At 63.1% G+C, this 26,193-nt stretch carries 23 protein-coding genes; 13 read left to right on the top strand and 10 right to left on the bottom strand.

Translation table 11 applies throughout. From position 1 onward, the window contains the following. Nucleotides 1-24: 24 nt before the first annotated feature. Nucleotides 25-849, top strand: a complete 825-nt coding sequence (locus OIM99_RS06085; RefSeq protein WP_409371503.1) for an alpha/beta hydrolase — start codon at nt 25-27, stop codon at nt 847-849. On the opposite strand, the gene OIM99_RS06080 is transcribed toward OIM99_RS06085, so the two are convergent. Further along, nucleotides 846-2,147: a multidrug effflux MFS transporter gene (locus OIM99_RS06080; RefSeq protein WP_311849433.1), complete on the bottom strand. Its 1,302-nt coding sequence runs from the start codon at nt 2,145-2,147 to the stop codon at nt 846-848. The genes OIM99_RS06085 and OIM99_RS06080 overlap by 4 nt on opposite strands. 162 nt (nt 2,148-2,309) lie before the next feature. Between OIM99_RS06080 and rimP the strand changes: the two genes are divergently transcribed. From rimP to pnp, 9 genes are all read left to right on the top strand, one after another. Beyond that, the gene (gene rimP, locus OIM99_RS06075) at nt 2,310-3,050 is read left to right on the top strand and encodes a ribosome maturation factor RimP (protein ID WP_311849432.1); all 741 of its coding nucleotides are present in this window, start codon (nt 2,310-2,312) and stop codon (nt 3,048-3,050) included. Between the two features lie 120 nt (nt 3,051-3,170). Next, nucleotides 3,171-4,775 carry a transcription termination factor NusA gene (nusA, locus tag OIM99_RS06070; protein WP_311849431.1) on the top strand — a complete coding sequence of 535 codons (1,605 nt, stop codon included), beginning with the start codon at nt 3,171-3,173 and terminating at the stop codon, nt 4,773-4,775. A 24-nt stretch (nt 4,776-4,799) separates the two neighbouring features. Then, nucleotides 4,800-5,498 carry an RNA-binding protein gene (locus OIM99_RS06065; protein ID WP_311849430.1) on the top strand — a complete coding sequence of 233 codons (699 nt, stop codon included), beginning with the start codon at nt 4,800-4,802 and terminating at the stop codon, nt 5,496-5,498. A 32-nt stretch (nt 5,499-5,530) separates the two neighbouring features. Beyond that, the gene (gene infB / locus OIM99_RS06060; protein WP_311849429.1) at nt 5,531-8,215 is read left to right on the top strand and encodes a translation initiation factor IF-2; all 2,685 of its coding nucleotides are present in this window, start codon (nt 5,531-5,533) and stop codon (nt 8,213-8,215) included. Nucleotides 8,216-8,302: 87 nt separating this feature from the next. Next, nucleotides 8,303-8,779, top strand: coding sequence for a 30S ribosome-binding factor RbfA (rbfA, locus tag OIM99_RS06055; RefSeq protein ID WP_311849428.1), 477 nt, complete (start codon nt 8,303-8,305; stop codon nt 8,777-8,779). Nucleotide 8,780: 1 nt separating this feature from the next. Next, nucleotides 8,781-9,686: a tRNA pseudouridine(55) synthase TruB gene (gene truB, locus OIM99_RS06050; RefSeq protein ID WP_311849427.1), complete on the top strand. Its 906-nt coding sequence runs from the start codon at nt 8,781-8,783 to the stop codon at nt 9,684-9,686. 54 nt (nt 9,687-9,740) lie between these two features. Then, nucleotides 9,741-10,028 (top strand): SH3 domain-containing protein, encoded by a 288-nt coding sequence (locus OIM99_RS06045; protein WP_311849426.1) that lies wholly within the window; start codon nt 9,741-9,743, stop codon nt 10,026-10,028. 194 nt (nt 10,029-10,222) lie between these two features. Further along, entirely contained in the window at nt 10,223-10,492 is a 270-nt protein-coding gene (gene rpsO / locus OIM99_RS06040; RefSeq protein ID WP_311849425.1) for a 30S ribosomal protein S15, read from the top strand. A 196-nt stretch (nt 10,493-10,688) separates the two neighbouring features. Further along, entirely contained in the window at nt 10,689-12,854 is a 2,166-nt protein-coding gene (gene pnp, locus OIM99_RS06035; RefSeq protein ID WP_311849424.1) for a polyribonucleotide nucleotidyltransferase, read from the top strand. A gap of 59 nt (nt 12,855-12,913) precedes the next feature. On the opposite strand, the gene OIM99_RS06030 is transcribed toward pnp, so the two are convergent. Both OIM99_RS06030 and OIM99_RS06025 read right to left on the bottom strand, forming a co-directional pair. Beyond that, complete coding sequence (locus OIM99_RS06030) at nt 12,914-14,737, bottom strand: hypothetical protein (protein WP_311849423.1); 1,824 nt, start codon at nt 14,735-14,737, stop codon at nt 12,914-12,916. Nucleotides 14,738-14,835: 98 nt separating this feature from the next. After that, the gene (locus OIM99_RS06025; protein WP_311849422.1) at nt 14,836-15,690 is read right to left on the bottom strand and encodes a Spy/CpxP family protein refolding chaperone; all 855 of its coding nucleotides are present in this window, start codon (nt 15,688-15,690) and stop codon (nt 14,836-14,838) included. A 246-nt stretch (nt 15,691-15,936) separates the two neighbouring features. Here OIM99_RS06025 and OIM99_RS06020 point away from each other — a divergent pair, with 246 nt between their 5' ends. Further along, nucleotides 15,937-16,995 carry a glycosyltransferase gene (locus tag OIM99_RS06020; RefSeq protein ID WP_311849421.1) on the top strand — a complete coding sequence of 353 codons (1,059 nt, stop codon included), beginning with the start codon at nt 15,937-15,939 and terminating at the stop codon, nt 16,993-16,995. A gap of 246 nt (nt 16,996-17,241) precedes the next feature. Here OIM99_RS06020 and fabI read toward each other — a convergent pair whose 3' ends face one another. From fabI to OIM99_RS06000, 4 genes are all read right to left on the bottom strand, one after another. After that, the gene (gene fabI, locus OIM99_RS06015) at nt 17,242-18,054 is read right to left on the bottom strand and encodes an enoyl-ACP reductase FabI (protein WP_311849420.1); all 813 of its coding nucleotides are present in this window, start codon (nt 18,052-18,054) and stop codon (nt 17,242-17,244) included. A gap of 54 nt (nt 18,055-18,108) precedes the next feature. After that, the gene (gene fabB / locus OIM99_RS06010; protein WP_311849419.1) at nt 18,109-19,332 is read right to left on the bottom strand and encodes a beta-ketoacyl-ACP synthase I; all 1,224 of its coding nucleotides are present in this window, start codon (nt 19,330-19,332) and stop codon (nt 18,109-18,111) included. Between the two features lie 108 nt (nt 19,333-19,440). After that, complete coding sequence (fabA, locus tag OIM99_RS06005; RefSeq protein ID WP_311849418.1) at nt 19,441-19,965, bottom strand: 3-hydroxyacyl-[acyl-carrier-protein] dehydratase FabA; 525 nt, start codon at nt 19,963-19,965, stop codon at nt 19,441-19,443. A gap of 174 nt (nt 19,966-20,139) precedes the next feature. After that, nucleotides 20,140-20,616: an SH3 domain-containing protein gene (locus tag OIM99_RS06000; protein ID WP_311850358.1), complete on the bottom strand. Its 477-nt coding sequence runs from the start codon at nt 20,614-20,616 to the stop codon at nt 20,140-20,142. Between the two features lie 278 nt (nt 20,617-20,894). On the opposite strand from OIM99_RS06000, the gene OIM99_RS05995 reads away from it, so the two are divergent. After that, nucleotides 20,895-21,890, top strand: coding sequence for a D-glycerate dehydrogenase (locus OIM99_RS05995; protein WP_311849417.1), 996 nt, complete (start codon nt 20,895-20,897; stop codon nt 21,888-21,890). A gap of 51 nt (nt 21,891-21,941) precedes the next feature. Here OIM99_RS05995 and OIM99_RS05990 read toward each other — a convergent pair whose 3' ends face one another. The 3 genes from OIM99_RS05990 to OIM99_RS05980 form a co-directional block, all read right to left on the bottom strand. Continuing rightward, entirely contained in the window at nt 21,942-22,442 is a 501-nt protein-coding gene (locus OIM99_RS05990) for a hypothetical protein (protein WP_311849416.1), read from the bottom strand. A 169-nt stretch (nt 22,443-22,611) separates the two neighbouring features. Then, nucleotides 22,612-24,831, bottom strand: a complete 2,220-nt coding sequence (locus OIM99_RS05985) for a DKNYY domain-containing protein (RefSeq protein WP_311849415.1) — start codon at nt 24,829-24,831, stop codon at nt 22,612-22,614. Between the two features lie 126 nt (nt 24,832-24,957). Further along, nucleotides 24,958-25,146 (bottom strand): hypothetical protein, encoded by a 189-nt coding sequence (locus OIM99_RS05980; RefSeq protein ID WP_311849414.1) that lies wholly within the window; start codon nt 25,144-25,146, stop codon nt 24,958-24,960. A 207-nt stretch (nt 25,147-25,353) separates the two neighbouring features. Between OIM99_RS05980 and OIM99_RS05975 the strand changes: the two genes are divergently transcribed. Further along, nucleotides 25,354-26,145, top strand: a complete 792-nt coding sequence (locus OIM99_RS05975; protein ID WP_311849413.1) for a lipo-like protein — start codon at nt 25,354-25,356, stop codon at nt 26,143-26,145. The last annotated feature ends 48 nt before the right edge of the window (nt 26,146-26,193 follow it).

The raw sequence follows: 26,193 nt of genomic DNA, 5'->3' as shown, positions 1-26,193 counted from the left end.
GGGCCGCCGGACCTGCCGATGGCAATGAATGTGACAGATGTGACCGAGACCCATCCACAATTAGTAACGGCAAAATTCTTAACTGTCGGAACCGCGCCGCATACACGCCGCCTGGCTTTCCGGCAACGGGCGGGCGCAAGTTCCATCCAGGCCCCCGGTGTGGTTTGGCTCGGCGGGTTCAAATCCGACATGTTGTCGACCAAGGCCGAGCGCATCGACGCATGGGCCGCCCGTAACGGCCGCGCCTTCCTGCGGTTCGACTATTCCGGCCACGGCGAGTCGGAAGGCCGTTTCGAGGACGGCACCATCGGCCAGTGGCTGGAAGACAGCCTCGCCGTCATCAGGCAATTGACCAATGGACCGCAGATTCTCGTCGGGTCCTCCATGGGCGGGTGGATTTCGCTGCTGGTGGCGAAGGCTTTCGCTGAAAGCGGCGAAACCGGCCGCCTCGCCGGTCTGGTGCTGATCGCGCCGGCGGTCGATTTCACCGAGGCGCTGATGTGGCGCAACATGCCGGAAGCGGCGCGGCGCGACATCGTGGAAAAAGGCGTGTGGTTGCGCCAGTCCGAATATGCGCCCGATCCCTATCCGGTGACGAAGGCGCTGATCGAAGATGGCCGTCGTCACCTGCTGTTTGGCCAGCCGATCCGCAGCCATGGACCCGTACATATCCTGCAAGGCATGCAGGATCCCGATGTGCCGTGGGCACATGCGATGCAGCTCGTCGAACATCTCGCCGGCGATCCGGTCGCTGTCACCTTGATCAAGGATGGCGATCATCGCCTGTCGCGCGACGAAGACATCGCGCGACTGCTCGCTGCCATCGAAGGCATGACGCCCTCGAACTAGAGCGGCCGCTGGCGAATCCGCGCCGTGGCGACGAAGAGGATCGTCGCGCTGGTGCCGAGCAGCACCGTCACGGCGACGAGCGGCACGGCGCTTGAGCCGAGCAGCGTGCTGACGCCCAGGCCGACGCAGGCCGAGAACATCATCTGCAGAAAGCCTTGCAGCGAAGTCGCCGCACCCGCGCGTTCGGGAAACGGCGACAAAGCCGAAGCGATCGAATGCGGCAACACGAAACCGACGCCGGCGAAATAGATCATCTCGGGGATGAGCAGCGTGATCGCGCTGCCTGGAAACAGCCAAAAGCCGAGCGCTTGCAGAATGCCGCCGATGAGAAAGCAAGCGACTCCGATGGCGATCGTGCCGTCGAGGCCGCGGCGCACGACAAGCCGCGAGCCGGTCCAGGCGCCCAGCACGAAGGCCGAGGAGCAGACCGAAAAGAACAGGCCGAACTGCAGTGGCGTCAGCCCATAGAGGTCTTGCAGTACGAAGGGCGAGGCGGCGATGAAAGTGAACAAGCCCGTGTGCCCCAGCGTGTTCAGTGCACCATAGATGCGCCAGCGCGGATTGGCGAAGACGATGCGGAAGCTGCGCAGGATTTCGCGGACCGACAGTGGCGCGCTGCTTTTGTGCCGCAAGGTCTCCGGCAGGAACAGCACGGCGATGGTGATGAGCGCGGCGACGATAACGAACATCGCAACGAAACTGGCGCGCCAGCCAAACCACACGGCCAGCACGCCGCCGACCAGCGGTCCGGCGATTGGCGCCACGCCCATGATCGAACTCATCACGGACATTTGTTGCCCGGCGCGCGCGCCCTCATAGAGATCGCGCACGATGGCGCGCACCACGATGATCGGCCCGGCGCCTCCGGCGCCTTGCAGAATGCGCGCGGCGATTAGCATTTCCATGGAGGTCGCCATCATGCTGGCGAAGGTGGCGACGAGAAAGATCGCGAAGCCGGCGATGAGCAGGGGCTTGCGTCCGAGCTTGTCGGAGAGAGGGCCATAGAAAATCTGGCTCACCGCATAGCCCATCAGATAGCCCGACAAAGTCCACTGCACCTGCGTCGTCGAAGCGTTGAAGTCCTGCGCCAGCTGCGGCAGCGAGGGCACATAGATGTCGGTGGCGATCGGCCCCATCGCGGTCATCAGCGCGAGAACGAAGGTGAGCGCGAACGTATTGGGCTTCAGCGGCAAAGCGGAGGGACTTCTATCGGGGAAAGGGGAGAAGACGTGGTCGGGCGCGAGCTTTAGAGGGGCGGGGCCGACAAGTCGACTGCGCAAAAGCCTCACCGCAGCCATGCTTGCGCCAGCCGGCGGGCGACGAGCTTTTCCTTGATCGGGGATTGGTTTGGGAGTAAAAGCCCGACCAACAATCTCATCTGGACCGTCATTCGAGGGTCATTATTGAGAGTGGGCCCTGCGGGACCCGCTCTTTTTTAATGCCCGACCGGAGCCCATATAGTGACCGAGACGTCCGGCGGACCCGACGGGCAATCTGCCCGACCGGCGCCTGAAACATCAGATCTCGCGGAACCGCGCCTCATTCAGGAGACGGGGGTTGCCGCCCGTGTCGCGACTTTGGCCGGACCCGTGCTGGCTGATCTCGGCTATCGCGTCGTTCGGGTGAAAATCTCGTCTACTCAAGGGGTTACGCTTCAGATCATGGCCGAGAAGGCCGACGGGACGATGGGTGTCGACGATTGCGAGAAGGCCAGCATGGCTTTGTCGCCGGTGCTCGACCTCGAGGATCCGCTGACCCAGGCCTATCGGCTGGAAATGTCGTCGCCGGGGATCGACCGGCCGCTGGTGCGCCTGTCCGATTTCGTCCGTGGCATCGGCCACGAGGCGCGTATGGAGACCGGCGGTCTGCATTTCGGCCGCAAGCGGTTTCGCGGCTGGATCGAAGGGGTCGATGGCACGGGCCGTGACGCCGTCATCCGCCTGCGCCGCATCGACGCCAAGGCGGACGAGGAGGCGGACGTGGCGCTGCCGGTGTCGGATATCGAGGAGGCGCGGCTGGTGCTCACCGAAGCGCTGATCCGCGAGGCGCTGCGGGCCGGCAAGGCCACCTTGTCCGATCCGGAAGAGGATGAGGAAGCCGCTGAGGCGCCGCGTCGCGGCCCTGGTCGCTTCGCGCAGAAAAAGGTTCGCAAACAGGCGGTCGCCAAGCCGAACCCGCACCGCGGGCCAGCCAAGAAATAGAGCCGCAAATAACCGGGCTATCGCCCAAGATTTTTGAAGAAGCATAGAAGAGCAGAAGAGACAGTGAGTTCAGCATCTGAAATTCCCGGCTCCGAAGAGCCGATAGCCAGGAGCAGACCCATGGCCGTAAGCGCCAACCGACTTGAACTGCTGCAGATCGTCGATGCGGTCGCGCGGGAAAAGATGATTCCGCGCGAGATCGTGTTGAGCTCGCTCGAAGATGCGCTGCAGAAATCCGCGCGTTCGCGCTATGGCCAGGAGACCGAGATCCGGGCGGAGATCAATCCGAAGACCGGCGAGACGCGCTATTCGCGCCTGATGCTCGTCGTCGACACGGTTGAGAACGACGCCAAGGAAATCCTGCTGGTCGACGCCCGCAAGAAGAACCCGGCCGCGCAGGTCGGCGACTGGATCGCCGAGCCGCTGCCGCCGTTCGACTTCGGCCGCATCCCGGCCCAGGCGGCCAAGCAGGTCATCGTGCAGAAGGTGCGCGAGGCCGAGCGCGATCGCCAGTATCAGGAATACAAGGACCGCATCGGCGACATCATCAACGGCGTCGTCAAGCGCGTCGAATACGGCAACGTGATCGTCGATCTCGGCCGCAGCGAAGCGATCATCCGTCGCGACGAACTGGTGCCGCGCGAAATGTTCCGTCCGGGCGATCGCGTCCGCGCCTATGTCTACGATGTGCGCCGCGAACAGCGTGGGCCGCAGATCTTCCTGTCGCGCACCCATCCGCAGTTCATGGCGAAGCTCTTCGCCCAGGAAGTGCCGGAAATTTACGACGGCATCATCGAGGTGAAGTCGGTGGCCCGCGATCCGGGCTCTCGCGCCAAGATCGCCGTCACCTCGCGCGATTCCTCGATCGATCCGGTCGGTGCCTGCGTCGGTATGCGTGGCTCGCGCGTCCAGGCGGTCGTCAACGAATTGCAGGGCGAAAAGATCGATATCATTCCGTGGTCGGCCGATGCGGCGACGTTCATCGTCAACGCTTTGCAGCCGGCGGAAGTGGTGAAGGTCGTTCTCGACGAAGATTCCTCGCGCATCGAAGTGGTCGTGCCCGACGAGCAGCTCTCGCTCGCCATCGGCCGCCGCGGCCAGAACGTGCGTCTCGCCTCGCAGCTCACCGGTTGGGATATCGACATCCTCACCGAGGCCGAGGAATCCGAGCGCCGTCAGAAGGAATTCGTCGAACGCACCAACACGTTCATGAATGCCCTCGACGTCGACGAAGTCGTCGGTCAGCTCCTGGCATCGGAAGGCTTCCGTTCGGTGGAAGAACTGGCCTTCGTCGAGGTGTCGGAATTGGCTTCGATCGAAGGTTTCGACGAAGAGACGGCGCAGGAAATTCAGAACCGCGCCCGCGAACATCTCGCTCAGATCGAGGCGGCCAACGATGCCCGCCGCAAGGAACTCGGCGTCGCCGACGAAATGCGCGAGATCGACGGTCTCACCTCGGCCATGCTGGTCAAGCTCGGCGAGAACGACGTCAAGACGATCGAAGACCTGGCCGGTTGCGCCACCGACGATCTCGTCGGCTGGAGCGAGCGCAAGGACGGTGAGACGACCAAACATGCCGGCTATTTCGACGGCATCGAAATTTCCCGCGAGGAGGCTGAAGCCCTGATCATGAATGCGCGCGTCAAGGCGGGCTGGATCGAAGCGCCGGTGGAAGAGGAGGCCCCGGAGGCCACCGACGCCGACGATTCGGCGCAGGCCAACTAATCGGCCCCAGGCGGAGCGCGCGTCGTGACGGCCCGGCCGAACGACATGGACGAGGAGGCAGGCCCGGAACGGACCTGCGTCGTCACCCGTGCGCGCCTGTCGCCGGACGCGATGATTCGCTTCGTCGCCGGCCCCGCCGGTGACGTGGTGCCTGACATTCGCCGGCGTCTGCCCGGCCGGGGTGTCTGGGTTTCGGCGGATGCGGCCACCGTTCGTCAGGCGGTGAAGGGCGGTTCCTTCGCGCGCGGGCTGAAAACGGCGGTCAAGGCCCCCGAAAATCTCGCCGGGGACGTGGATGCGCTCCTCGAACGGGATGCTTTGCAGAGCCTGGCCATGGCCAATAAGGCGGGTCTGGTGGTGCTGGGTGCCGCGAAAGTCGAGGCGCAGATCGCGCGCGGCGACGTGGTTGGCCTGCTGCAGGCCCGCGATGGCGGGCCGGATGGGGGCCGAAAAATGGCCCAGGCGCTGCGTCGCTCGCTGGGCGAAGCAGCGGAAACGGTTCCGATTGTCGATTTATTTCAGTCGTCGCAATTGGATTTGGCATTGGGCCGCTCAAATGTGATACATGCTGCGCTCCGGCGGGGTGCCGCAAGTTTGGCATTCCTTGGCCGGTGCGGGCGATTGGCCCGCTATCGTGGCGATCTCTCCGGCGTTCACGACGCGGGTCAGATCGGAAATGACACCGCGCACGGCGACTCATCTTTCGGCGGACGGGACGACTGAATTTCGGGCATGGCCCCGGGGATATGAAACGTATGAGTGAAACCAAAGATTCTGGCGACAAGACCCTGCACGTTGCATCGAAGACGCTGACTCTCAAGCGTCCGGTGGAACAGGGCACCGTGCGGCAAAGTTTTTCGCACGGGCGCACCAAGCAGGTCGTCGTCGAAAAGGTGAAGACGCGCACCGTCGGCGCACCGCCGGTGAAGCCCGGCGTGCGCGCCGAGGCGCCGGCGCCTGCCCCCGTACCCGCCAAGCCTGCCACGCCGCCGCCCGCTCCCGCCGCCACGCCGTCGGGCCGCGCCGCGCGTCCGCAGCCAGGCCGCGGCGAACAGGCCGATCCGCGTTCGTCGAGCGGCGTCGTGCTGCGCACGCTGACCGATCGTGAGATCGAGATTCGCGAGCGCGCCCTCACCGATGCGCGCGGTCGCGAAGAAGAAGAGCGCCGCGTCGCCGAGATCGAGGCCAAGGCCCGCGCCGAGCGCGAGGCGTCCGAGAAGGCCGAGCGCGAAGCCGCCGAAGCGCGCAAGCGCGAGGAAGAGACACGCCGTCAGCAGGAAACCGAAGCCAAGCGCCGCGCCGAGGACGAGGCCAAGCGCCGTCTCGGGACGGACGGTCAGCCGCCTGGCGGCCCGCCGCCGGCCCCAGCGCCCTCGGCACCGGTCCGTCGCCCGGCCCAGACCGATGCCACGGCCGCCATGGCCGCGGCTCCCGCCGCGCCCCGGCCCGCGCTCGAGAACGAGGAAGAGGCCAAGCGCGTCATCCGTCGTCCGGGCGTGCCCGTCAAAGTCGTCCTGCCGGCCCGCCCGACCCGTGGCGGCGAGCAGAAGAATCGCGGCCGCCTGACGGTCACCAGCGCCACCGCCGAAGACGATGGCCGGATGCGTTCGGAAGCCTCCTTCCGCCGCCGCCAGCAGCGTCTGCAAGGCAAGATGTTCGGCCAGCCGAAGGAAAAGCTGTCGCGCGAAGTCATCCTGCCCGAAACCATCACCATCCAGGAACTCGCCAACCGCATGTCGGAGCGTGGCGTGGATGTGGTGCGCCTGCTGATGAAGCAGGGTCAGATGCACAAGATCACCGACGTGATCGATGCCGACACCGCCGAACTGGTGGCCGAGGAACTGGGCCATACGGTCAAGCGCGTCGCCGAGTCCGACGTTGAAGAAGGTCTCTTCGATACGCCTGACGTCGACGATCATCTGCTGCCGCGTCCCGCGGTCGTCACTATCATGGGTCACGTCGACCACGGCAAGACCTCACTGCTCGATGCCATTCGCTCGGCCAACGTCGTGTCGGGTGAAGCCGGCGGCATCACCCAGCATATCGGTGCCTATCAGGTCATCGCGCCCAATGGCGCGCCGATCACCTTCATCGATACGCCGGGCCACGCCGCGTTCACCGCGATGCGTGCTCGCGGCGCCAAGGTCACCGACATCGTCGTGCTGGTCGTGGCCGCCGATGACGGCGTGATGCCGCAGACGATCGAAGCGATCAGCCATGCGCGCGCGGCGAAAGTGCCGATCATCGTGGCGATCAACAAGATCGACAAGCCCGATGCCAAGCCGGAGCGCGTGCGCGCCGAGCTGCTGCAATATGAAGTGCAGGTCGAAACCATGGGCGGTGAGACGCTCGAAGTCGAAGTCTCGGCGCTCAAGCACCAGAACCTCGACAAGCTGCTCGAAGCCATTGCGCTGCAGGCCGAACTGCTCGACCTGAAGGCCAATCCCGATCGTCCCGCCGAAGGCACCGTCATCGAGGCGCGCCTCGATCGCGGCCGTGGTCCGGTGGCGACCGTGCTGGTGCAGCGTGGCACGATGAAGGTCGGCGACATCATCGTCGCCGGTTCGCAATCGGGTCGCGTGCGCGCCTTGCTCGACGACAAGGGCAAGAACGTGCAGACCGCCGGTCCCTCGTTCCCCGTCGAAGTGCTCGGCTTCAATGGCGCGCCGGACGCGGGCGACCGTGTCGCGGTCGTCGAATCCGAAGCGCGCGCGCGTGAAGTCACGGATTATCGCGAACGTCTCAAGCGCGATCAGGCGGCGGCGCGTGGCGCCGGTGCCGGCCGCTCGCTCGTCGAAATGATGAGCCAGTTGAAGACCGCGGGCCTGAAGGAATTCCCGCTGGTCATCAAGGGCGATGTGCAGGGTTCGGTCGAAGCCATCATCGCGGCGCTCGACAAGCTCGGCACCGACGAAGTGGCGGCGCGTATCGTCCATGCCGGCGTCGGCGGTATCACCGAATCGGACGTGACCCTGGCGGAAGCGAGCGGAGCGGTGCTGATCGGCTTCAACGTCCGTGCGCATAAGGAAGCGCGCGAGGCGTCGGAACGGCTCGGTATCGAAATCCGTTACTACAACATCATCTACAACCTCGTTGACGACGTGAAGAGCGCCATGTCGGGCCTCCTGTCGCCGACCTTGCGCGAAGAGATGTTGGGCAATGCGCAGATCCTGGAAGTGTTCAACATTTCCAAGGTCGGCAAGGTGGCCGGCTGCCGCGTCACCGATGGGCGGGTCGAGCGTGGCGCGAGCGTGCGCCTGATCCGCGACAATGTCGTCGTCCACGAAGGCAAGCTGTCGACTCTGAAGCGCTTCAAGGACGAGGTGAAGGAAGTCGTCGCCGGCCAGGAATGCGGTATGGCCTTCGAGAACTATCAGGACATGCGCCCTGGCGATGTCATTGAGTGCTACCGCGTGGAGGAAGTGAAGCGCTCCCTGTAAGCGCTTTGTTCCAAGAAGATCGCAAGAAACTCAAAACGCTGATTGATTGTAAGCGCGGGGAGAAATCCCCGCGCGTTGGAGAATGTCATGTCCCGTAACCATCAAAAGGGCGGCGAGCCGTCCCAGCGCATGTTGCGCGTTGGTGAACTGGTTCGTCACGCCATGTCGGAACTGTTGGCGCGCGGCGCGCTCAACGATGCGGTTCTCGACGCCCATGTGGTCACCGTTCCCAAGGTGAAGATGAGCCCCGATCTCAAACTGGCGACGATCTTCATCATGCCGCTCGGCGGCAAGGATGCCACCGAGGTTTTGAAGGCGCTCGACCACCACAAGAAATTCCTGCGCGGCGAGGTCGCTCGCAAGATCAACCTGAAATTCGCCCCTGAAGTCCGCTTCAAGGTGGATGACAGTTTCGACAATTCAGCGCGCATCGACGCGTTGTTGAATTCACCGCGTGTGCGCCAGGATTTGAACCAAGATTTGAACCAGGATTCTTCCACCGAAGATCCGGCCGCCGAAGACGGCTCCGCGCCGCCGCCCGACGCCACACGCCGCGAGCCTTAAGATGAACGCCCCGAAATCGAAGCGCGTCGAGGTCAATGGCTGGATCATCCTCGACAAGCCCATCGGCATGACCTCGACCCATGCGGTGTCGCGCCTGAAACGCATCTTCAATGCCAAGAAGGCGGGCCATGCCGGCACGCTCGATCCGCTGGCCTCCGGCCTTCTGCCGGTGGCCTTCGGCGAAGCGACCAAGACCGTGCCTTTCGTGCAGGATGGCGAGAAGGCCTATCGCTTCACCGTCAAATGGGGCACCGAGACCGACAGCGACGACGCCGACGGCACGCCGGTGCGCCATTCCGAAACGCGCCCGACGCGCGAAGAGGTGGAAGCGCAACTGCCGCGCTTCATCGGCACGATCATGCAGACGCCGCCGGCCTATTCGGCGATCAAGATCGATGGCGAGCGCGCTTATGATCTGGCACGCGACGGCGCCACCTTCGAGATCGCGCCACGCGAAGTGACCATTCATGCGCTGCGTCTCGTCTCGTCGAGCGATGAGGAAGCGGTGCTCGAAGCCGAATGCGGCAAGGGCACTTATGTGCGCGCCATCGCGCGCGATCTCGGCCGCCTGCTTGGCTGCCTCGGTCACGTCACGGCACTGCGCCGCACCCGCGTCGGCCCGTTCTATGAAGACGATGCCGATCCGTTGGCTGAGATCGAGGAGGCGGGCGTCGAAGCGCCGGCCTTCATGCTGTCGGTGGAAGCGGGCCTGACGGAACTGCCCTGCGTCGTCGTCGATCGCGATGGCGCCGCGCGTCTGCGCCGTGGCCAATCCCTTATCCTGCGCGGCCGCGACGCGCCGGCCGAGGGCGTCGCTTATGCCGCCTGCGGCGGTGTGCCGGTCGCTTTCGGTGCGGTTTCGCACGGCGAGCTGGTGCCGAGCCGCGTATTCAATCTGCCGTTTTGAGCGCCCTGGGATAACCTCTCCCGTGGCGTGTTCTGACGCCTCGGGAGACATCCCATGAGAAAACTGACCCAAAAATCCGTTCTCCTCGCCGTTGCCGGCTTCGGTGCCGTCTTCGCCACGCAAGCCCTCGCCGATCGCTGCAAGGTGACCGATCCGACAGGCACGCCGCTCAACGTCCGCGCGGCGCCCCAAGGCAAGGTCACCGGCCAATTGCCCAATGGCGCCCAGGTGCAGATGGTCGAGACCGATAGCGACGCCCAAGGTAAGACCTGGGCCCGCATCACCCGTATGGACGGCCGGCCGGTTGGCTGGGTCTTCCGCGAATTCGTCAGCTGCTATTGAGGGCGGCAACACACTGGCGCCTCGCCGCAATTCGTGTATAAGCGCGCCAGCGCAGCGGGAATGATCCTGCGGCGTTGCGCTCGCTTGTGACCGTGCTGGACGACATCCCGGCCTGGCCCCAACGGCGGATTTGGGCGGAACCGACTGATTTTATTGAGGTTGGCCGCATTTTCTCTGAATGAAAAGGACCACCGATGTCGATCACTGCTGAACGCAAGCAGACGCTTGTGAAGGAATACGCCACCAAGGCCAATGACACGGGTTCGCCCGAGGTCCAGGTCGCCATCCTGACCGAGCGTATCGCCAACCTGACCGACCACTTCAAGACCCACGTGAAGGACAACCATTCGCGTCGTGGCCTCCTAAAGTTGGTCTCCCAGCGCCGCCAGCTTCTCGATTATGTGAAGAAGCGGGACGAGCCGCGTTACAAGGCTCTCATCGAGCGCCTCGGCATTCGTCGCTAAACGAATGCGCATCCCCGCCTGAGGGCAGGCGGGGAGTTTGGATGGCGGCATGGGGCCGCCGTCCTGTCCGGGAAAGAAATCGCGCCATGGCAGGATCGCCGGAAGTTGTCGGACTTGGGACGAGACGTCTCGCTGACAGCTTCTCGCCGTCTTGCTCATGGCCTTTTGCGTTCCCGCAACCATGAAAGACTGATTGATGTTCGAAATTCATCGCGAAACCCTGGACTGGGCCGGGCGCAAGCTCGTCCTGGAAACCGGCCGCATCGCGCGCCAGGCTGACGGCGCCGTTTTCGCCACGTGGGGCGAAACCTCCGTTCTCGCCACCGTCGTCTCCGCCAAGGCCCCCAAGCCCGGCGTCGATTTCTTCCCCCTCACCGTCAACTATCAGGAAAAGGCCTTCGCGGCCGGCCGCATTCCCGGCGGCTATTTCAAGCGTGAAGGCCGTCCGTCGGAAAAGGAGACCTTGGTCTCCCGCCTGATCGACCGTCCGATCCGCCCGCTGTTTCCGGAAGGCTATCGCCACGACACGCAGGTCGTCGTCACCGTGCTCTCGCACGATCTCGAAAACGATCCGGACGTGCTGGCGATGGTGGCGGCTTCCGCCGCGCTCACCATTTCCGGCATTCCCTTCATGGGCCCGATCGGCGGCGCCCGCGTCGGCTGGATCAAGGGCGAACTGAAGCTCAACCCGACCATCGATGAGATGAAGGAATCGGGTCTCGATCTCGTCGTCGCCGGCACGCAGGACGCGGTGCTGATGGTCGAGTCGGAAGCGCAGGAACTGTCCGAAGAAGTCATGCTCGAAGCAGTGATGACCGGTCATCGCGGCTTCCAGCCGGTGATCGACGCGATCATCCGCCTGGCTGAGAAGGCCGCCAAGGAGCCGCGCGATCTCAAGGTCGTCGACAAATCCGACGTCGAAGCCGCCGTCAGCCAGATCGCCGAAGCCGAACTGCGCGAAGCCTATAAGAACACCGTCAAGCAGCTGCGCTACGCCGCTGTCGATGCGGTGAAGGCGAAGGTCAACGCCGCTCTGCTGCCGGAAGGTCAGGAGCCGAAATTCGACAAGCAGAAGGTCGGCGAAGCCTTCCACGATCTGCAGGCGAAGGTCGTGCGCGGAAACATTCTCGACACCGGCGTGCGTATCGACGGCCGCGACGTGAAGACCGTGCGTCCGATCCTGGCGCAGGTCGGCGTTCTGCCGCGCACGCACGGCTCGGCCCTGTTCACCCGTGGTGAGACGCAGGCTTTGGTTGTTGCCACGCTCGGCACCGGCGAAGACGAGCAGTTCATCGATTCGCTCGAAGGCACCTACAAGGAGCGCTTCCTGCTCCACTACAACTTCCCTCCCTACAGCGTCGGTGAAACCGGCCGCATGGGCTCGCCCGGCCGCCGCGAAATCGGCCACGGCAAGCTCGCCTGGCGCGCCATTCGCCCGATGCTGCCGACGGCGGCGGAGTTCCCCTACACGATCCGCGTCGTCTCGGAGATCACCGAGTCGAACGGCTCCTCGTCGATGGCGACCGTTTGCGGTTCGTCGCTGGCGCTGATGGATGCCGGCGTGCCGCTGAAGCGGCCGACCGCCGGTATCGCCATGGGCCTCATCCTGGAAGGCGAGCGCTTCGCGGTTCTCTCCGACATTCTGGGTGACGAGGACCATCTCGGCGACATGGACTTCAAGGTGGCTGGCACCGAACAGGGCGTCACCTCGCTGCAGATGGACATCAAGATCGCCGGCATCACCGAAGAGATCATGAAGGTCGCTCTCGGCCAGGCGAAGGATGGCCGCTTGCACATCCTCGGCGAGATGTCGAAGGCGCTGAACACGGCCCGTGCCGAGCTCGGCGAATTCGCGCCGCGCATCGAGACCATGAAGATCCCGACCGACAAGATCCGCGAAGTGATCGGCACCGGCGGCAAGGTGATCCGTGAGATCGTCGAGAAGACCGGCGCCAAGGTCAACATCGAGGACGACGGCACCGTGAAGATCGCGTCGTCGGACGGCAATTCGATCAAGGCGGCGATCAACTGGATCAAGTCGATCGCCTCCGATCCGGAAGTCGGCCAGATCTACGAAGGCACCGTAGTCAAGACCATGGAATTCGGCGCTTTCGTCAATTTCTTCGGCTCGAAGGACGGTCTCGTCCACATCTCGCAGCTCTCCAAGCAGCGCGTGCAGAAGACCACCGACGTCGTCAAGGAAGGCGACAAGGTGAAGGTGAAACTGCTCGGCTTCGACGATCGCGGCAAGGTGCGTCTGTCCATGCGCGCGGTCGATCAGGCGACGGGTGAAGACCTGGAAGCCAAGGAAGCGGCTGAGCGTAAGGCTGCGGCCGCCGACGAACCGGCTGCCGGCGAATAATCAAGCCTGAAGCGAAAAAATAGTCCCGGCGCCCCCCAGCGCCGGGATTTTTTATGCACTTATCGAACGGCCAGAACTTTGACGGAGCCGCTTTGATCGCCGACCGGCGTCAGCCACGACGGCAGTCCGTCGCGCAGCGCCGCCGCCAGCCCCTGCGGCGCGTCTTTCACATAGCCTCTGAATTCGGGGCCGGCCGGACAATAGACCAGCAGTTTCGCGCCGGCGGTTTCGATCAGCTTGCGCGCCGTGTCGGGATCGGACGTCATCGCTTCGATCAGCAGGTGATTGCCGCTGTTGTTGCGATGATAGGCGGCGGCGACCACAGGATGCGGCGAGAAGGCCAGCACATAGGGACCAAGATCGATCGTCGCCAGCGTCAATTGGCGCGGCAGATCGCGCAACGGGTGATAGGCGGCGGTTTCGAAACAACTGCCGGCGCTGTCCGTAGTGGGTTCCGCCGGTCGCAACGGATCCGTCGCCATGTTCCACGTGACGACGCTGAACAGGGTTGCTAACGCCGCGCCCTTGAGGGCGACGAGCCTGCCGTTGTGTTGCGCGAGACGGGCGCACAAAGCCGAGACCGCCCAGGCGCCAGCCACCACGATGAACGGCAGGGTCGAAGTGCTGACGCGCACCTGCCACACCGTGCCGAGCGTGCCGACGATGACGAGAACGGCGATGGCGATCCACGCCCAGCGCTTCGCGCCGGAATGCAGAGCGACGGCGGCGAGGACGGCGATCACGCCGCACAAGAGGGGGCCGATATATTGAACGGAATCGAGCGGCGTCTTCGAAACGATGTGCAGCAACGGCAAGGCTTCGCGCACGCGCGACAGCCAGAACCGCCGTACGAGCGGATCGACCGCTACCAACGGATCATGCAGCAGATAAGGGAAAGCCAACGCCGTCAGCGCGAGGCAGGCCATGCCGAAGGCCACGAGCGATAGCCAGCGCCGGCGCGCCGTTTCGATCTGCACCGTCGCGGCCGCGCAGCAGGCGATGCCGGCCAGCATCAGCAAGGCGACATGTCCCAGGCTGAAAGCATCGGCAACCGGATCGAGATAGCGGCTGGGCGGAACGATGATAACGAAGGCGAGGGGCACGCACACAAGCAGCGACAGGCCGAGAGGACGCAAGATCGACGGCAGGGTTTGCAGACCGCACGCCCAGGCGAGTGCCAGCACCGCCAGCAGCATGGCGATGAAGGGCATGTTCTCGATGGAGATTGCGAATGACAAAGCGATCGCGCCGCCCAGCATCCAGGCGGCGCGTCGATCGCTATCGAGGATCATGCGCACCACCGCCAGTGCCATCAGCACCAGCAGGAAGATCTGCGGTCCGTGATGATCGATCCGCCCGGGCATGAACTGGATGTTGGTGATCGTCATGAAGATGGCGAGGAAGAGGCCGGCGATCACGCCAACGTCGTTCGTCAACCGCCGGATCAAAGCGAGAAGCGCCGCGTAATAGGCGACGTGGATCAGGAACGGGAAGACGATCCGCGCCAGGATTTCCGCCTGCTCACGGGCGGTGAAAAGCGAGAAGAACAGCACCAGCCCGGCCAAGGGCGTGTCGACGATCCGCGACCAGTGCGACAGCATGCCGTCGGGCGGATTGAGGCGATGGGCGATGAGATCGTACCAGCCCTGGCCGGCGAGGAAGTCGCGCACCTGCACCAGGCGCATGGCATCGTCGGTGTCGTAGAAGCGGCCGGTCTGCCAGACCTGGCCCATGATATGGCTGACGAAGACCAGCGAGACCAGCGCCGCCAGCAAAGCCAGGAGAGGCGTGGCGGCGATCAGGCCGGACGAGGCCTGCGATCGTTGCGCCGTCGGATCGGCGAGGGGGGCGGGCTCAGACGGCAGTCCGGAAAGCGAGCTCAAGATGATCCTGCCTGAAACGGGCGGGCCATGCCGCCCGCGCGTCCAGACAATCGATCATAATCCTTGCCGTCGGCTTAAATGGATCGGCGCGGCGGCTGTCAGAACCGGTCGCGCCAATCCTCGATGCCGTTGCCACGGTCGAAACCACCGCGGCCGTCACGCATGCCTTCACGCCAGTTGCGGCGGCCATCGCGCCGGTCGTCCGGGCCGCCACGGTCGTAGAAGCCACGGCGATCGTCATGGTCATCGTCACGCTCGCGATAGCCGCCTCGCCGATCGTCCATGCCGCGCCAGCGCCGTTCGCCACGTCCGTCATGACCGCGCCAGTCCTGATCGCGCCGGTAGCCTTGCTCCCGGTTCATCATCATCTGGCCCATCATCATCTGGCCGAAGCCGCGACCGAGAAAGCGCAGCCGGCGCTTCTGATCATCGTTAAGACTTGAATAAAGCGGCGAAGCGGCCTCGGCGAATTTCTTGATCGCCTCGCCGTGTTTCATCTGCGCTTCGCCGCGCATCCGCAACCGATCGAGCGGATTGGGCTGCGTCTGATCCTGCGATTGACCCGACGTCTGGTTGCGCGATTCACGCAGCGCCTCGAATTGTGCCCGTTGATCGGCGCGCAGTTTAACCAAGTCGCGCACGGCGGTTTCCACCTGCGGCCACATCTTGTCCTGTTCGGGCGTCAGCATCAGGCCGGCGCGGATCGAGGCGAGGCGGGCGTTGAAGAAGGCCATGCGGTCTTCCGGCGAAAAGCGCGGGCGATCGGAACGCTCGTCATTGCGGGCGCCGTCGGGGTTGCCAGGCTTGGCTGTGTCGTTGGCCGAAGGAGGAGCGCCTGGAGGCGGGGAAGCCTGTTGCGCGCCGGCGTGGACCGCCACCAGGGCGAAGGCGCCAACGGCCAAGGGGAAAATGATCTTCTTGGTGGTGGACGATGCGCGGAGGAAGTGCGGCATGAACCCGTCTCCTTTCAGGGATTGGTCGGCGAAGGCTAGTTTCGAAGGCGGTCCGCTTCAAATTAAGCTTCGTCCACCTTTATGAACGATCATCCATCGATCACGTTCCGTTGGATTCATCGAGTTTCAACGTTTGCCGCTGATGATGAACGCTCATTGCGTCGCAAAAAAGTCAGTCAGCCGGAGCGTCCGTTGCCCGCACCTCTGCCAATTCATGAGGAAGATCAAGGTCGGCATGCGTCGCCCTTGGGCGATATCGCTGGCTTGGCGGACGACGCGGCGCTGGCGCAGGCCCTGCGCCTGGCTTTCCCGCATCTCGACACCAGCGCGCTGCGCGGTGAGACGCCGGCATCTGCCGCACGTTCCCCCTCCGTCGCGGTGGTCATTCCCTGTTTCAATGAAGCCGAGACGATCGCCACGGTCGTCGCCGATTTTCGCGCGGCGCTGCCGCAGGCGCGCATCGTCGTCTTCGACAATCGCTCCACCGACAACACCGCCGACGTCGCCCGTCAGGCCGGTGCCGAAGTCATGTTCGAGCCGCGTCCCGGCAAGGGCAACGTCGTGCGCCGCATGTTCGCCGACGTCGATGCCGATGTGTATCTGATGGTCGATGGCGACGGCACCTATGATGCCGGCTCGGCACCGGCACTGATCGCCAAGATCGTCGAGCAACGTATCGACATGGCGGTCGGTGCGCGCGCCAACATCATGTCGCAGGCGTACCGCTCCGGTCATGCCACCGGCAATCGCCTGTTCAATTTTCTTTATCGCTCGCTGTTCGGCGCCGACTATGGCGACATCTTCTCGGGCTATCGCGCCTTCTCACGCCGCTTCGTGAAAAGCTTTCCGGCCTTGTCCTCGGGCTTCGAGATCGAGACCGAACTGGCCGTTCATGCCAGTCAGCTCAAACTGCCGTGCGCCGAGATCGCCACGCCCTATGGCGCGCGGCCGGAAGGCTCGGCATCGAAACTGCGCTCGGTGCGCGACGGCCTGAAAATCCTGCGCACCTTCGTCTATCTCCTTAAAGAGACGCGGCCGGCGTTCTTCTATGGCCTGTTGGCGGGCGCGCTGGCGCTACTGGCGGTCGTCCTCGCCGTGCCGCTCGCCGAGACCTGGCTCGAGACTGGCCTGGTGCCGCGTCTGCCGACGGCGATCCTCTGCACCGGCCTGATGTTGTTGTCGGGCTTGATGATGACCTGCGGTCTCATTCTCGACAGCCTGGCGCGTTCGCGGGTCGAGCAGAAGCGCATTCTCTATCTGGCCGTCTCGGGCCTCAGCGGCCGCCGGCGCTCGGTCCGATTTTAATTTGTACCACGCACCTCGGTGTCATCCCGGACGCGAAGCGGGTGCGGAATAACCGTCATTGCGAGCGCAGCGAAGCAATCCAGGAGTCAAGGCGGAGAACCATAGGCACAAATGTACCTGCGTCACAGGCATTTGTTGGCTCTACCACGCGCCCCTGGGTTGCTTCGTCGCTACGCTCCTCGCAATGACGTTGCAGCATTCAGCGATTCCGCCGAATTGTGAACCGCTTTAGGTGCGTAACCGCAGTTACTCCGCCGCCTGATCCTGGCTGTCGTCGCCGCGCAGGTCTTCCGGGCGCGGCATCGAGATGATGTTGTAGCCGGCATCGACGAAGTGAATTTCGCCGGTGACGCCGCTCGACAGCGACGACAGGAGATACAGGCCCGCGCCGCCGACATCGTCGAGCGATAGGCTGCGGTGCAGCGGCGAATGGATCGTCTGATAGGTGAACATCGAGCGCGCTTCGCTGATGCCCGAGCCGGCGAGCGTGCGCATCGGGCCGGCCGAAATCGCGTTGACGCGAATGCCCTGCCGGCCGAGGTCGGAGGCGAGATAGCGCACGCTGGCTTCCAGCCCCGCCTTGGCGATGCCCATGACGTTGTAGTTGGGCATGACACGCGTCGCGCCCTCGAAGGTCAGGGTCAGCAGCGAACCACCATTGGTCATCAAAGGCGCTGCGCGCTGCGCGATCTCGGTGAAGGAGAAGCAGGAGATCACCATGGTGCGCGAAAAATTTTCGCGCGTCGTGGCGTCGATATAGCGGCCCTTCAGCTCGTTCTTGTCGGAAAAGCCGATGGCGTGGACGACGAAGTCCAACGAACCCCAATTGGTCTTGATCTTGTCGAACAGGGCGTCGACCGAGGCGATATCCTCGACATCGCACGGCTCGACGATCGTCGCGCCGACGCTCTTGGCGAGCGGCGTGACGCGCCGGCCAAGTGATTCGCCCTGATAGGTGAAGGCCAGTTCAGCACCATGGGCGGCAAGCATGCGCGCGATACCCCAGGCGATGGAGTGGTCGTTGGCGACACCCATGATAAGACCACGTTTGCCCTGCATCAGCTCCGCTGGCATCGCTTTAGTCTTTCTCGTAATGCGGCTGACGTTGGATCGTCAGGCGTCCATGTGTTTGAAGATCAGGGCGGCATTGGTGCCACCGAAACCGAACGAATTCGACAATACGGCGCCGAGATGCACATTGTCCTTTCGCGCCCGCGCGATCGGCATGTCGGCGAAATCCGGATCGAGTTCCTTGATGTTGGCGCTTTCGGCGATGAAGCCGTTCTGCATCATCAGGATCGAATAGATCGCTTCCTGCACGCCGGCGGCGCCGAGCGAATGGCCCGACAGGGATTTCGTCGCCGAAATCGGCGGGCATTTGTCGCCGGTGCCAAAAACGCTGCGCAGCGCCTCGATTTCCTTGAGGTCGCCGATCGGCGTCGAAGTGGCGTGCGGATTGATATAGGCGATCGGCGTCTTCACGGTCGACAGCGCCATGCGCATGCAGCGCTCCGCGCCTTCGCCTGACGGCGCGACCATATCGTAGCCGTCGGAGCTCAGACCATAGCCGACGAGCTCGCAATAGATTTTCGCGCCGCGCGCCTTGGCGTGTTCGTATTCCTCGAGCACCAGCACGCCGGCGCCGCCGGCGATGACGAAGCCGTCGCGATTCTTGTCGTAAGCGCGCGAGGCCACGGCCGGCGTGTCGTTGAAATTCGACGACATGGCGCCCATGGCATCGAACAGGACGGACAAGGTCCAATCCAGCTCTTCGCAGCCGCCGGCAAACATCACGTCCTGCTTGCCGTACTGGATCATCTCCGCCGCATTGCCGATGCAATGGGCCGAGGTGGCGCAGGCCGACGAGATCGAATAGTTCACGCCCTTGATCTTGAACCAGGTGGCGAGTGTCGCGGAGGCCGTCGACGACATCGCCTTCGGCACGGCGAACGGGCCGACGCGTTTCGGCCCCTTGCTGCGCGTCGTATCGGCGGCTTCGACGATGGTGCGGGCGGACGGACCGCCGGAGCCCATGATGATGCCGGTGCGCTCGTTGACGATATCTTTTTCCTCGAGGCCGGAATCGGCGATGGCTTGATCCATCGCGACGTGATTCCAGCCCGTGCCGCCGGCGTGGAAACGCATGGCGCGGCGGTCGACCACCTCTTCAGGCTTCAAGGTCGGCGCGCCGTGAACCTGGCAGCGAAAGCCAAGCTCGGCATATTTGTCGGCACGGACGATGCCCGGCCGCGCGTCGCGCAACGATGCCAGCACCTCCTGCGTATTGTTTCCAATCGAGGAAACGATACCCATCCCGGTGACCACTACCCGTCTCATGCCGCTTCTCCGGCCAGACCCGCGGGGCCTGGATATTGTTCTTACAAAGCGTCTTGCGGTGTGACCAAGTCAAACAAAGTCAGGCGCCGCAAAGACGCGTCAATTTTTCTACGTCGCGGGTGCGGCGTTGGACTGGAACAGCCCGACGCGCAGGTCGCTGGCTTCGTAGATCTTGCGGCCATCGGCTTCGAGCCAGCCGTCGGCGATGCCGAGCACCAGCTTGCCGCGGAAGACGCGCTTGAAGTCGATGCCATAGATGACTTTTTTGACGCTGGGCAGAACCTGGTCGGAGAATTTCACCTCGCCGACGCCAAGCGCCCGGCCACGGCCGGGGGCGCCCAGCCAGCCAAGGTAAAAGCCGACGAGCTGCCACAGGGCGTCGAGGCCGAGGCAGCCCGGCATGACCGGATCACCCTTGAAATGACAGCCGAAAAACCAATGGTCCGGCTTGATGTCGAACTCCGCCCGGATCAGCCCCTTACCATTGGCGCCGCCGGTTTCGGTGATTTCCGCGATCCGATCGAACATGAGCATGGGCGGCAGGGGCAATTGCGCATTGCCGGGGCCGAACAATTCTCCGCGCCCGCAGGCCAGCAGGTCCTCATATTCAAAACTGGAGCGGCGTTCGCTCATCTTCGCCTTCTCTTTCTCGATCACGCATGGGGGCCCGGACGGGCAAGCGCGCGCCTTCCTATCACAGGCCGGCCAAGGGTGAAAACCGCCGCCGGTGGAGGAGCGGCGGTCCAAATCACCGCAATTCGCTGCTATTTCGAGATTTTGGCCCTGCGCGTCAATGAGTCCGGCCGATTATTCGACCTTCTCGTCCGGATAGACGCCCCACAGCAGTTTTTGCTGCATATAGCCGTCATAGCCGGCGCCGTAGATGCGGCACCAGCCGCGATCGCACCGTCTGACGTTGGAAATCACGCCGGTTTGCAGGTTGGCCACCACGTCGGCGGTGTCGGCCGCCCGGCTGTAGAGCGGCTGTTCCGCGCCTTTTCGCCAGGGTGAAATGATGACGGTGCGCCGCCCCGACAGCAGCGAGTGCAGCACCCAGCCTTCCGATCCCTCCGAATCACGGATTTTGCGCCAGGTGTCGAATTCCGCGGTGATTTCGACCGGCAGGCCGGCGCGCTGGAACAGCCACACCGTGCGGTGCTCCTTCGACGGGCCTTCGCGCAAATTGACGCGGTCCGACTTCAAGCTGACATAGCGGGGCAGGGGCAGGCCGGTGACCGAGCCGACCTGCTGCGCGAAGGCACTGGTCAGCGTGACGCCGGTCATCAGGCCGGTGGCCAGGATGGCGGCGGCGAGCAGCGAGACCTTAACGATACCGGCCGAAGCGAGCTTGGTTTTGTTTTTGAGGCCGTGTCCGTCAGACCCACCTGAATTCACGCCGGACACTCCTTTCCACCTGACGGTCCGTTCAGGGGAATCATGGTTTCCACGACCGGACGATATTGAGCGATTTTCATCTGCACCTGTTACGGTTAAATCTCGGTGAATCGACAATGTCACCTGACATTATGGTTAGGTGGCGGCAGCTTCGGAGAAGCGTATTTATGGCCGGCCGGAAAGCTCTCGTGGTTGTGACGCGGAAACTGCCGGACAGCGTTGAAACGCGCATGCGCGAATTGTTCGACGCGCAGCTCAATCTGGGCGAAGGGCCCATGGCGCTAGAGGCTTTTGCCGAGGCGCTGCGCTCAGCCGACGTGCTGGTCCCCACCATTACCGATCGCATTGATGCGGCCATGATCGAGGCGGCCGGTCCGCGTCTCAAGCTGATCGCCAACTTTGGCAATGGCGTCGACAATATCGACGTGGTGGCTGCGGCAAAACGCGGCATCACGGTCACCAATACGCCGGGGGTGCTCACCGACGATACCGCCGACATGACCATGGCGCTGATCCTAGCGGTCGCCCGGCGCATCGTCGAAGGCGCCAACACCATTCCGGCGGGCGGCTGGGCCGGCTGGTCGCCGACCTGGATGCTCGGCCACCGCATCAACGGCAAAAGGCTCGGCATCGTCGGCATGGGCCGCATCGGCCAGGCGCTCGCCAAGCGGGCGCGCGCCTTCGGCCTCTCGGTGCACTATCACAACCGCCGCCGCGTCGCCCCGGCGCTGGAAACCGCGCTCGAAGCCACCTGGTGGGATTCGCTCGACCAGATGCTGGCGCGCATGGACATCGTCTCGGTCAATTGCCCGCACACGCCGGCGACCTTCCATCTGCTGTCGGCACGCCGCCTCAAGCTGATGAAGCCGTCGGCCATTCTGGTGAATACGGCGCGCGGCGAAATCATCGACGAAAAGGCTTTGATCGGCATGCTGGAGACCAATGCGCTCGCCGGTGCCGGTCTCGATGTCTTCGAACATGCCCCTGCCGTGGCACCCAAGCTCGTACGGTTAGCCAAGGCCGGCAAGGTGACCTTGCTACCGCATATGGGTTCGGCCACCTATGAAGGCCGTGTCGAAATGGGCGAGAAGGTCATCATTAACGTGAAGGCGTTTCTGGATGGCCACAAGCCGCCGGATCGCGTGCTGCCGAGCGCGCTATAAGCTGAATCAGCGAGGTAACTCTGACGTACCGGTGCGAGTCGATTCGCGAATCTATTTGGCTGGTGCTAGCCCATATTCCGCGCCGATCGTGGCAAAAAACTCTTGTGCCTGTTCTGCATTGACGCCCTGCAAAATGGCACGTTCGTTCTTGGTGAGTGCGCGCCAAGAGGCCATCGAATCAAACGTTCGATAGGCCTTATCAAGGAAAGCGATGGCCGCTCCGCTCTTTAGAAGCACGACGTACGTCCCATCGGCATTCTTCCAAAGTTCATCGACTGTTCGATCGGGATCGGGTGGGTTTTCCTTGGATATCTCGTCGCGTGCAGTCATTACGGCCGAGCCAGCGCTTGGTGTGGCGACACCAGCGATTGCAACTCTATCCAACAAGGCTTCGCCGTATAACGAGATGGCGGCAATGAGTGCGACAAATCCATAACAGCAGATGACGATAATCCACTGGATATCGCTAACGGCAATGCTTACTGCGAAACTGCCGAGCAGAAAAAATACCGCGGCTGCGACAATCGCCCAAGTTCGCGCCCATGTCGCCATAATGCCCCCTCCAAAAGCCGGCTTCAGCTCGCACTGCCGCCGCACTTACATCGTGCCCCGCGATTGTCGTATCACCGCGGAAACTTTTCGTCACGTTGGTTCGTGCGTCGTCGTTGGTCGGCGGCGTCCAGAGGATGCAAACGAAAGGCACACTTCAGCTTGTTGTGGCCTAGGCCAAACCTAGTAGCGGCGCGTAAGTGGGATCGGCGCTGATCTTGAGCCAGAACGCGTCGCCGGCCCAACGCCCCTCCGCGGCCGCCGCCTTCGCGCGCGGCAGCGCCGTCATCGCCCAGGAGAACTCTTCACGCGGCAGTTTGTCGGTGCCCATGTCGATCCAGAAGAAGCCTTCCTCGAACAGCGCCGTGGCGGCGAGGAGATGGGCGGCGGGATGCAGGCCCGGCAGATCGCCCCAGGCCGGATAGCTTTTGCGCGCGGCATAGGTGGCGATCCGGCTGATTTGTTCGTCGGTCATGCAGCGATTGATGAAGGCGGCCAGAACTTGTTCGTAGGCGGCAATGGCCGTTGCATCATTGGCCCACAACTGCGCCCGCAGGCTTGCGGCGGGAATATAGAAATTGCGCTTGAAAATCTGTTGGCCGATCGCCGTTTGCGCCGGCTGCGGCGCATCGAGAAACAGTTGCCCCAGGCTCGTCGTCAAAGGGCGATAGCGCGCCACGCTCTCCAGATAATCGTAATAGGCCCGTATCTGAATCATGTCGGGGCGCTGAACGAGAGTGGCGAACTGCGGCCGGTCGAACAGGTTGCCGACGCCATAAACGCTGTAGATGACGGCGCGCCGGATCTCCGCCACCGCGTCGTCCATCCGGCCCAGCGCCACATAGGCATGGGCGGCCCGCGCATAGGTCTCCGGAAAGGACCAGGCTGCCGATTTGATCTTCGCGGTGATTTCGAGAACCTTCTCGTGCATCCCCAGGTCGGTGAGCGCATCAAGGTAAGCGCCAAGGCCATCCCAGAGGACGCCATTGAAAGGATTGTCGCTCCACGTCGCCTCGAAATGATCGGCGCACCAGGCTTCGAAGAAGGCGATGAAAGCGCGCCGCGCCTCGTCATCATTGATGTCTTCGCGGTTCTTTTGTCTTAGCCGATCCAAGGCGGTTACGGCAGCCGCCACGAAGCTTTCCCAGCGGGCGGTCTCTTCAGTCCAAATCGTTTCTGGAGTCTGCTCCGCGCTCGTCGTACGCTTGATGGTGAGATCGGGCTCCGTCTCGCCATAGCGGCTGCGCATCGAAACGATGCAGTCGCCCTCGTCATCGGCGAACCATAAAAGCCCGCCGTAGCAGGGATCTTCACGCAACCGCTGCGCCTTCGCCAAGCGGCAGGAGGGTGCGTCGAGTGGCAATTTAACGGCACCGAGATAGATCGCACCCGTCCCGATAAGGAGGCAGTCTTTCGAATAGAAAAGCGTCTCGTCCACACGGGCTTTGTCGCCCACATCGTCGAGCGGCTGGCCCTTGAACGTGTACCAGCGCGTCTTGTCGCGGGCGAAGGCATAGTGGACGAGCTTGAACGTCTTGGGATCGGCGCCTGCAATGGCGTTGCCCTCGCCATCGAACACATTGTCGGCCCCGACATAAAAATGCGTTTCCGACTTGCTCAGCATTTTGAAATGCGAGGGATCGGTGCGCAGCACCTGTTTGCCGAAGACCACGTGGTCGGCATCGGCGCCGCCGTAATTGGTCTGGCGAAAGCTCATCGGATCGAGCTGCGGCAGGGGCCGCAGGCCACCGTCGGTCGCGAGCATGAAATGACCGTTGTAGTGATAGCCGTTGCATAAGCGCACCGGCTCAAGCGGCGTCGCCTGCGGAACGCGCTCCTTGGCGATCTCGGCGCGACGCACGTCGAGCGAACGCTCGACCTTGCGGCGCAGGCCCGTGTCGATGATGCGGCGATTGTCGAGCCATTGCGCGCTGCCGGGGTCCAGGTCTTCAGCGAATTTGAAGAACTGTTTGTCGATGCGCTTGTCGAAAGCCGCGATATCACCGGCATCGAAAGCATCGTCGCGATGGAAACTGCCGCGTTCGAGCCGAAAACCGGCGCTCGGCTCGCTCTGCGTAAAATTATTGGCATCGTGCGAAATGACAGCACGATCGGCGATGTCCGTATCCTTGACGTCTGCGACGCGCAGGATCGCCGCAACGCCGGGATGCGCGATGATTGCATCGAGATCCAAGGGATAATAGAAATAGACATGCGCGAAGAGCGCCTGCTCTTTCTTCAAATATGTGAAGACGACGATATCCTTCGACCGATCGACAACGATCCCAGCGATCGCCTCCGCCAGCGGCGTGAGCGTCTTGCCGCGCATCAGCCGGCTATAGGCATCCGCCGACATATGGATCAGGGCGGTGAACGAACTGGGTTCTGACATGCGGCAGCCATTGTTGTAAAAAAATCAACAGAAGAGCAGGGTGGGCCGGCTCCCTCTCAATGTGCTTGGGATGTGTTGTGACGCGTCTTTGTGGCGTTTGATGCATTCATCAAACGGCTAAACGCTTTATTCCTGCCGGCGCGCCAGGCGGATCGCCTCAATGATGCTGGCTTTATCACCGACGAGCTGCGCCAGCGTCAACGTCAGTCGCACGAGAAACAGCACCTGCCGTTCCGGCGGCACCGTGTCGATGGCCGCTGCGATAGCGGCCGCGATCTCGTCCGCCTCTTGCGCCGAAATCACCTTGCGGACCACATCTGCCTCCTCGCTCGATCACTTCATCCTGATCATTTCCAAAATAACTGCCCAAGTAGAAGAAGGGATGGCGCCGGCCGTCTTCGCTCCCTAATTATAGGGCGGCCTCACTATGCTTCGCTCAGTCGATCGGCGCAAAGCGGGGTGGGAAACGTTCAATGCACAGCGCTGAATCAGCAGCGTGAAACCAGAATCAGGAATTCGACCATGCTCGAGAAGATCGGGCGTTGGGTTGCCAGTTATCTCACCCAACCAGCGAAAGGCTTCATGCCGTTGGCAACCGGCAATCCGGATGCTTTCGCGCGCACCCTGCGGCCGGGCGACGTGGTTCTAGTGGAGGGCAATACGCGCGTCGCTACGGCGATCAAATATCTCACCCAGTCGACCTGGTCCCATGCCTGTCTCTATGTCGGCCCGATTCAAGGCCGCACCGAGCCCGATGGAGAGCCCCATGCCATGATCGAGGCCGACATGGACCTGGGCGTCATTTCGATCCCGGTGTCGAAATATGCCAATGCCCATACGCGGATCTGCCGGCCGGTCGGGGTCAGCATGAGCGACGTCGAGCAGGTCTGCGAATTCGGCCGCTCGCGCATTGGCTATGCTTATGATTTGAGCAACTTCTTTGATTTGTTTCGCTATTTCATGCCGATCCCGCCAGTGCCGACGCGGCTGCGCCGTCGCCTGCTGGCCTTTGGTGCCGGCGAGCCGACCCGCGCCATCTGCTCGACTTTGATCGCCCAGGCCTATTATTCGATCGGCTATCCCATATTGCCGTCGATCGGCGCGGCGGAGGCTGCCGCCGCGAAAGCCGGCGAACAGTCGCCCCGCGCCGAGCGCAACCGGGAAATCCTGCACATCCAGCACCATTCCCTGTTCACGCCCCGGGACTTCGATATTTCCCCTTATTTTGCAGTGATTAAGCCAACTTTGGAGACCGGTTTCGATTTTCACCGATTCATTCTGGAAGAAGAAGCGCCCCGCTGGATTTCATCTTGATCACGGCGAAACCATGCCCATATTCAGCAGGTGATCCCCTTAGGGGTT

It is taken from the genome of Methylocella sp. CPCC 101449, from assembly GCF_031921685.1.
Classification (GTDB): Bacteria; Pseudomonadota; Alphaproteobacteria; order Rhizobiales; family Beijerinckiaceae; genus Terripilifer.
The sequence above is the reverse complement of the archived record's forward strand: the minus strand, read 5'-3'. Positions and strand labels throughout refer to the sequence as shown.

Coding starts and splice junctions, on each gene's coding strand:
- OIM99_RS06085 (WP_409371503.1), top strand. CDS start 25: ATGAATGTGACAGATGTGACCGAGACCCATCCACAATTAGTAACGGCA.
- OIM99_RS06080 (WP_311849433.1), bottom strand. CDS start 2,147: ATGGCTGCGGTGAGGCTTTTGCGCAGTCGACTTGTCGGCCCCGCCCCT.
- nusA (WP_311849431.1), top strand. CDS start 3,171: ATGGCCGTAAGCGCCAACCGACTTGAACTGCTGCAGATCGTCGATGCG.
- infB (WP_311849429.1), top strand. CDS start 5,531: ATGAGTGAAACCAAAGATTCTGGCGACAAGACCCTGCACGTTGCATCG.
- rbfA (WP_311849428.1), top strand. CDS start 8,303: ATGTCCCGTAACCATCAAAAGGGCGGCGAGCCGTCCCAGCGCATGTTG.
- truB (WP_311849427.1), top strand. CDS start 8,781: ATGAACGCCCCGAAATCGAAGCGCGTCGAGGTCAATGGCTGGATCATC.
- OIM99_RS06045 (WP_311849426.1), top strand. CDS start 9,741: ATGAGAAAACTGACCCAAAAATCCGTTCTCCTCGCCGTTGCCGGCTTC.
- rpsO (WP_311849425.1), top strand. CDS start 10,223: ATGTCGATCACTGCTGAACGCAAGCAGACGCTTGTGAAGGAATACGCC.
- pnp (WP_311849424.1), top strand. CDS start 10,689: ATGTTCGAAATTCATCGCGAAACCCTGGACTGGGCCGGGCGCAAGCTC.
- OIM99_RS06025 (WP_311849422.1), bottom strand. CDS start 15,690: ATGCCGCACTTCCTCCGCGCATCGTCCACCACCAAGAAGATCATTTTC.
- fabI (WP_311849420.1), bottom strand. CDS start 18,054: ATGCAGGGCAAACGTGGTCTTATCATGGGTGTCGCCAACGACCACTCC.
- fabB (WP_311849419.1), bottom strand. CDS start 19,332: ATGAGACGGGTAGTGGTCACCGGGATGGGTATCGTTTCCTCGATTGGA.
- fabA (WP_311849418.1), bottom strand. CDS start 19,965: ATGAGCGAACGCCGCTCCAGTTTTGAATATGAGGACCTGCTGGCCTGC.
- OIM99_RS06000 (WP_311850358.1), bottom strand. CDS start 20,616: ATGACCGGCGTCACGCTGACCAGTGCCTTCGCGCAGCAGGTCGGCTCG.
- OIM99_RS05995 (WP_311849417.1), top strand. CDS start 20,895: ATGGCCGGCCGGAAAGCTCTCGTGGTTGTGACGCGGAAACTGCCGGAC.
- OIM99_RS05990 (WP_311849416.1), bottom strand. CDS start 22,442: ATGGCGACATGGGCGCGAACTTGGGCGATTGTCGCAGCCGCGGTATTT.
- OIM99_RS05985 (WP_311849415.1), bottom strand. CDS start 24,831: ATGTCAGAACCCAGTTCGTTCACCGCCCTGATCCATATGTCGGCGGAT.
- OIM99_RS05975 (WP_311849413.1), top strand. CDS start 25,354: ATGCTCGAGAAGATCGGGCGTTGGGTTGCCAGTTATCTCACCCAACCA.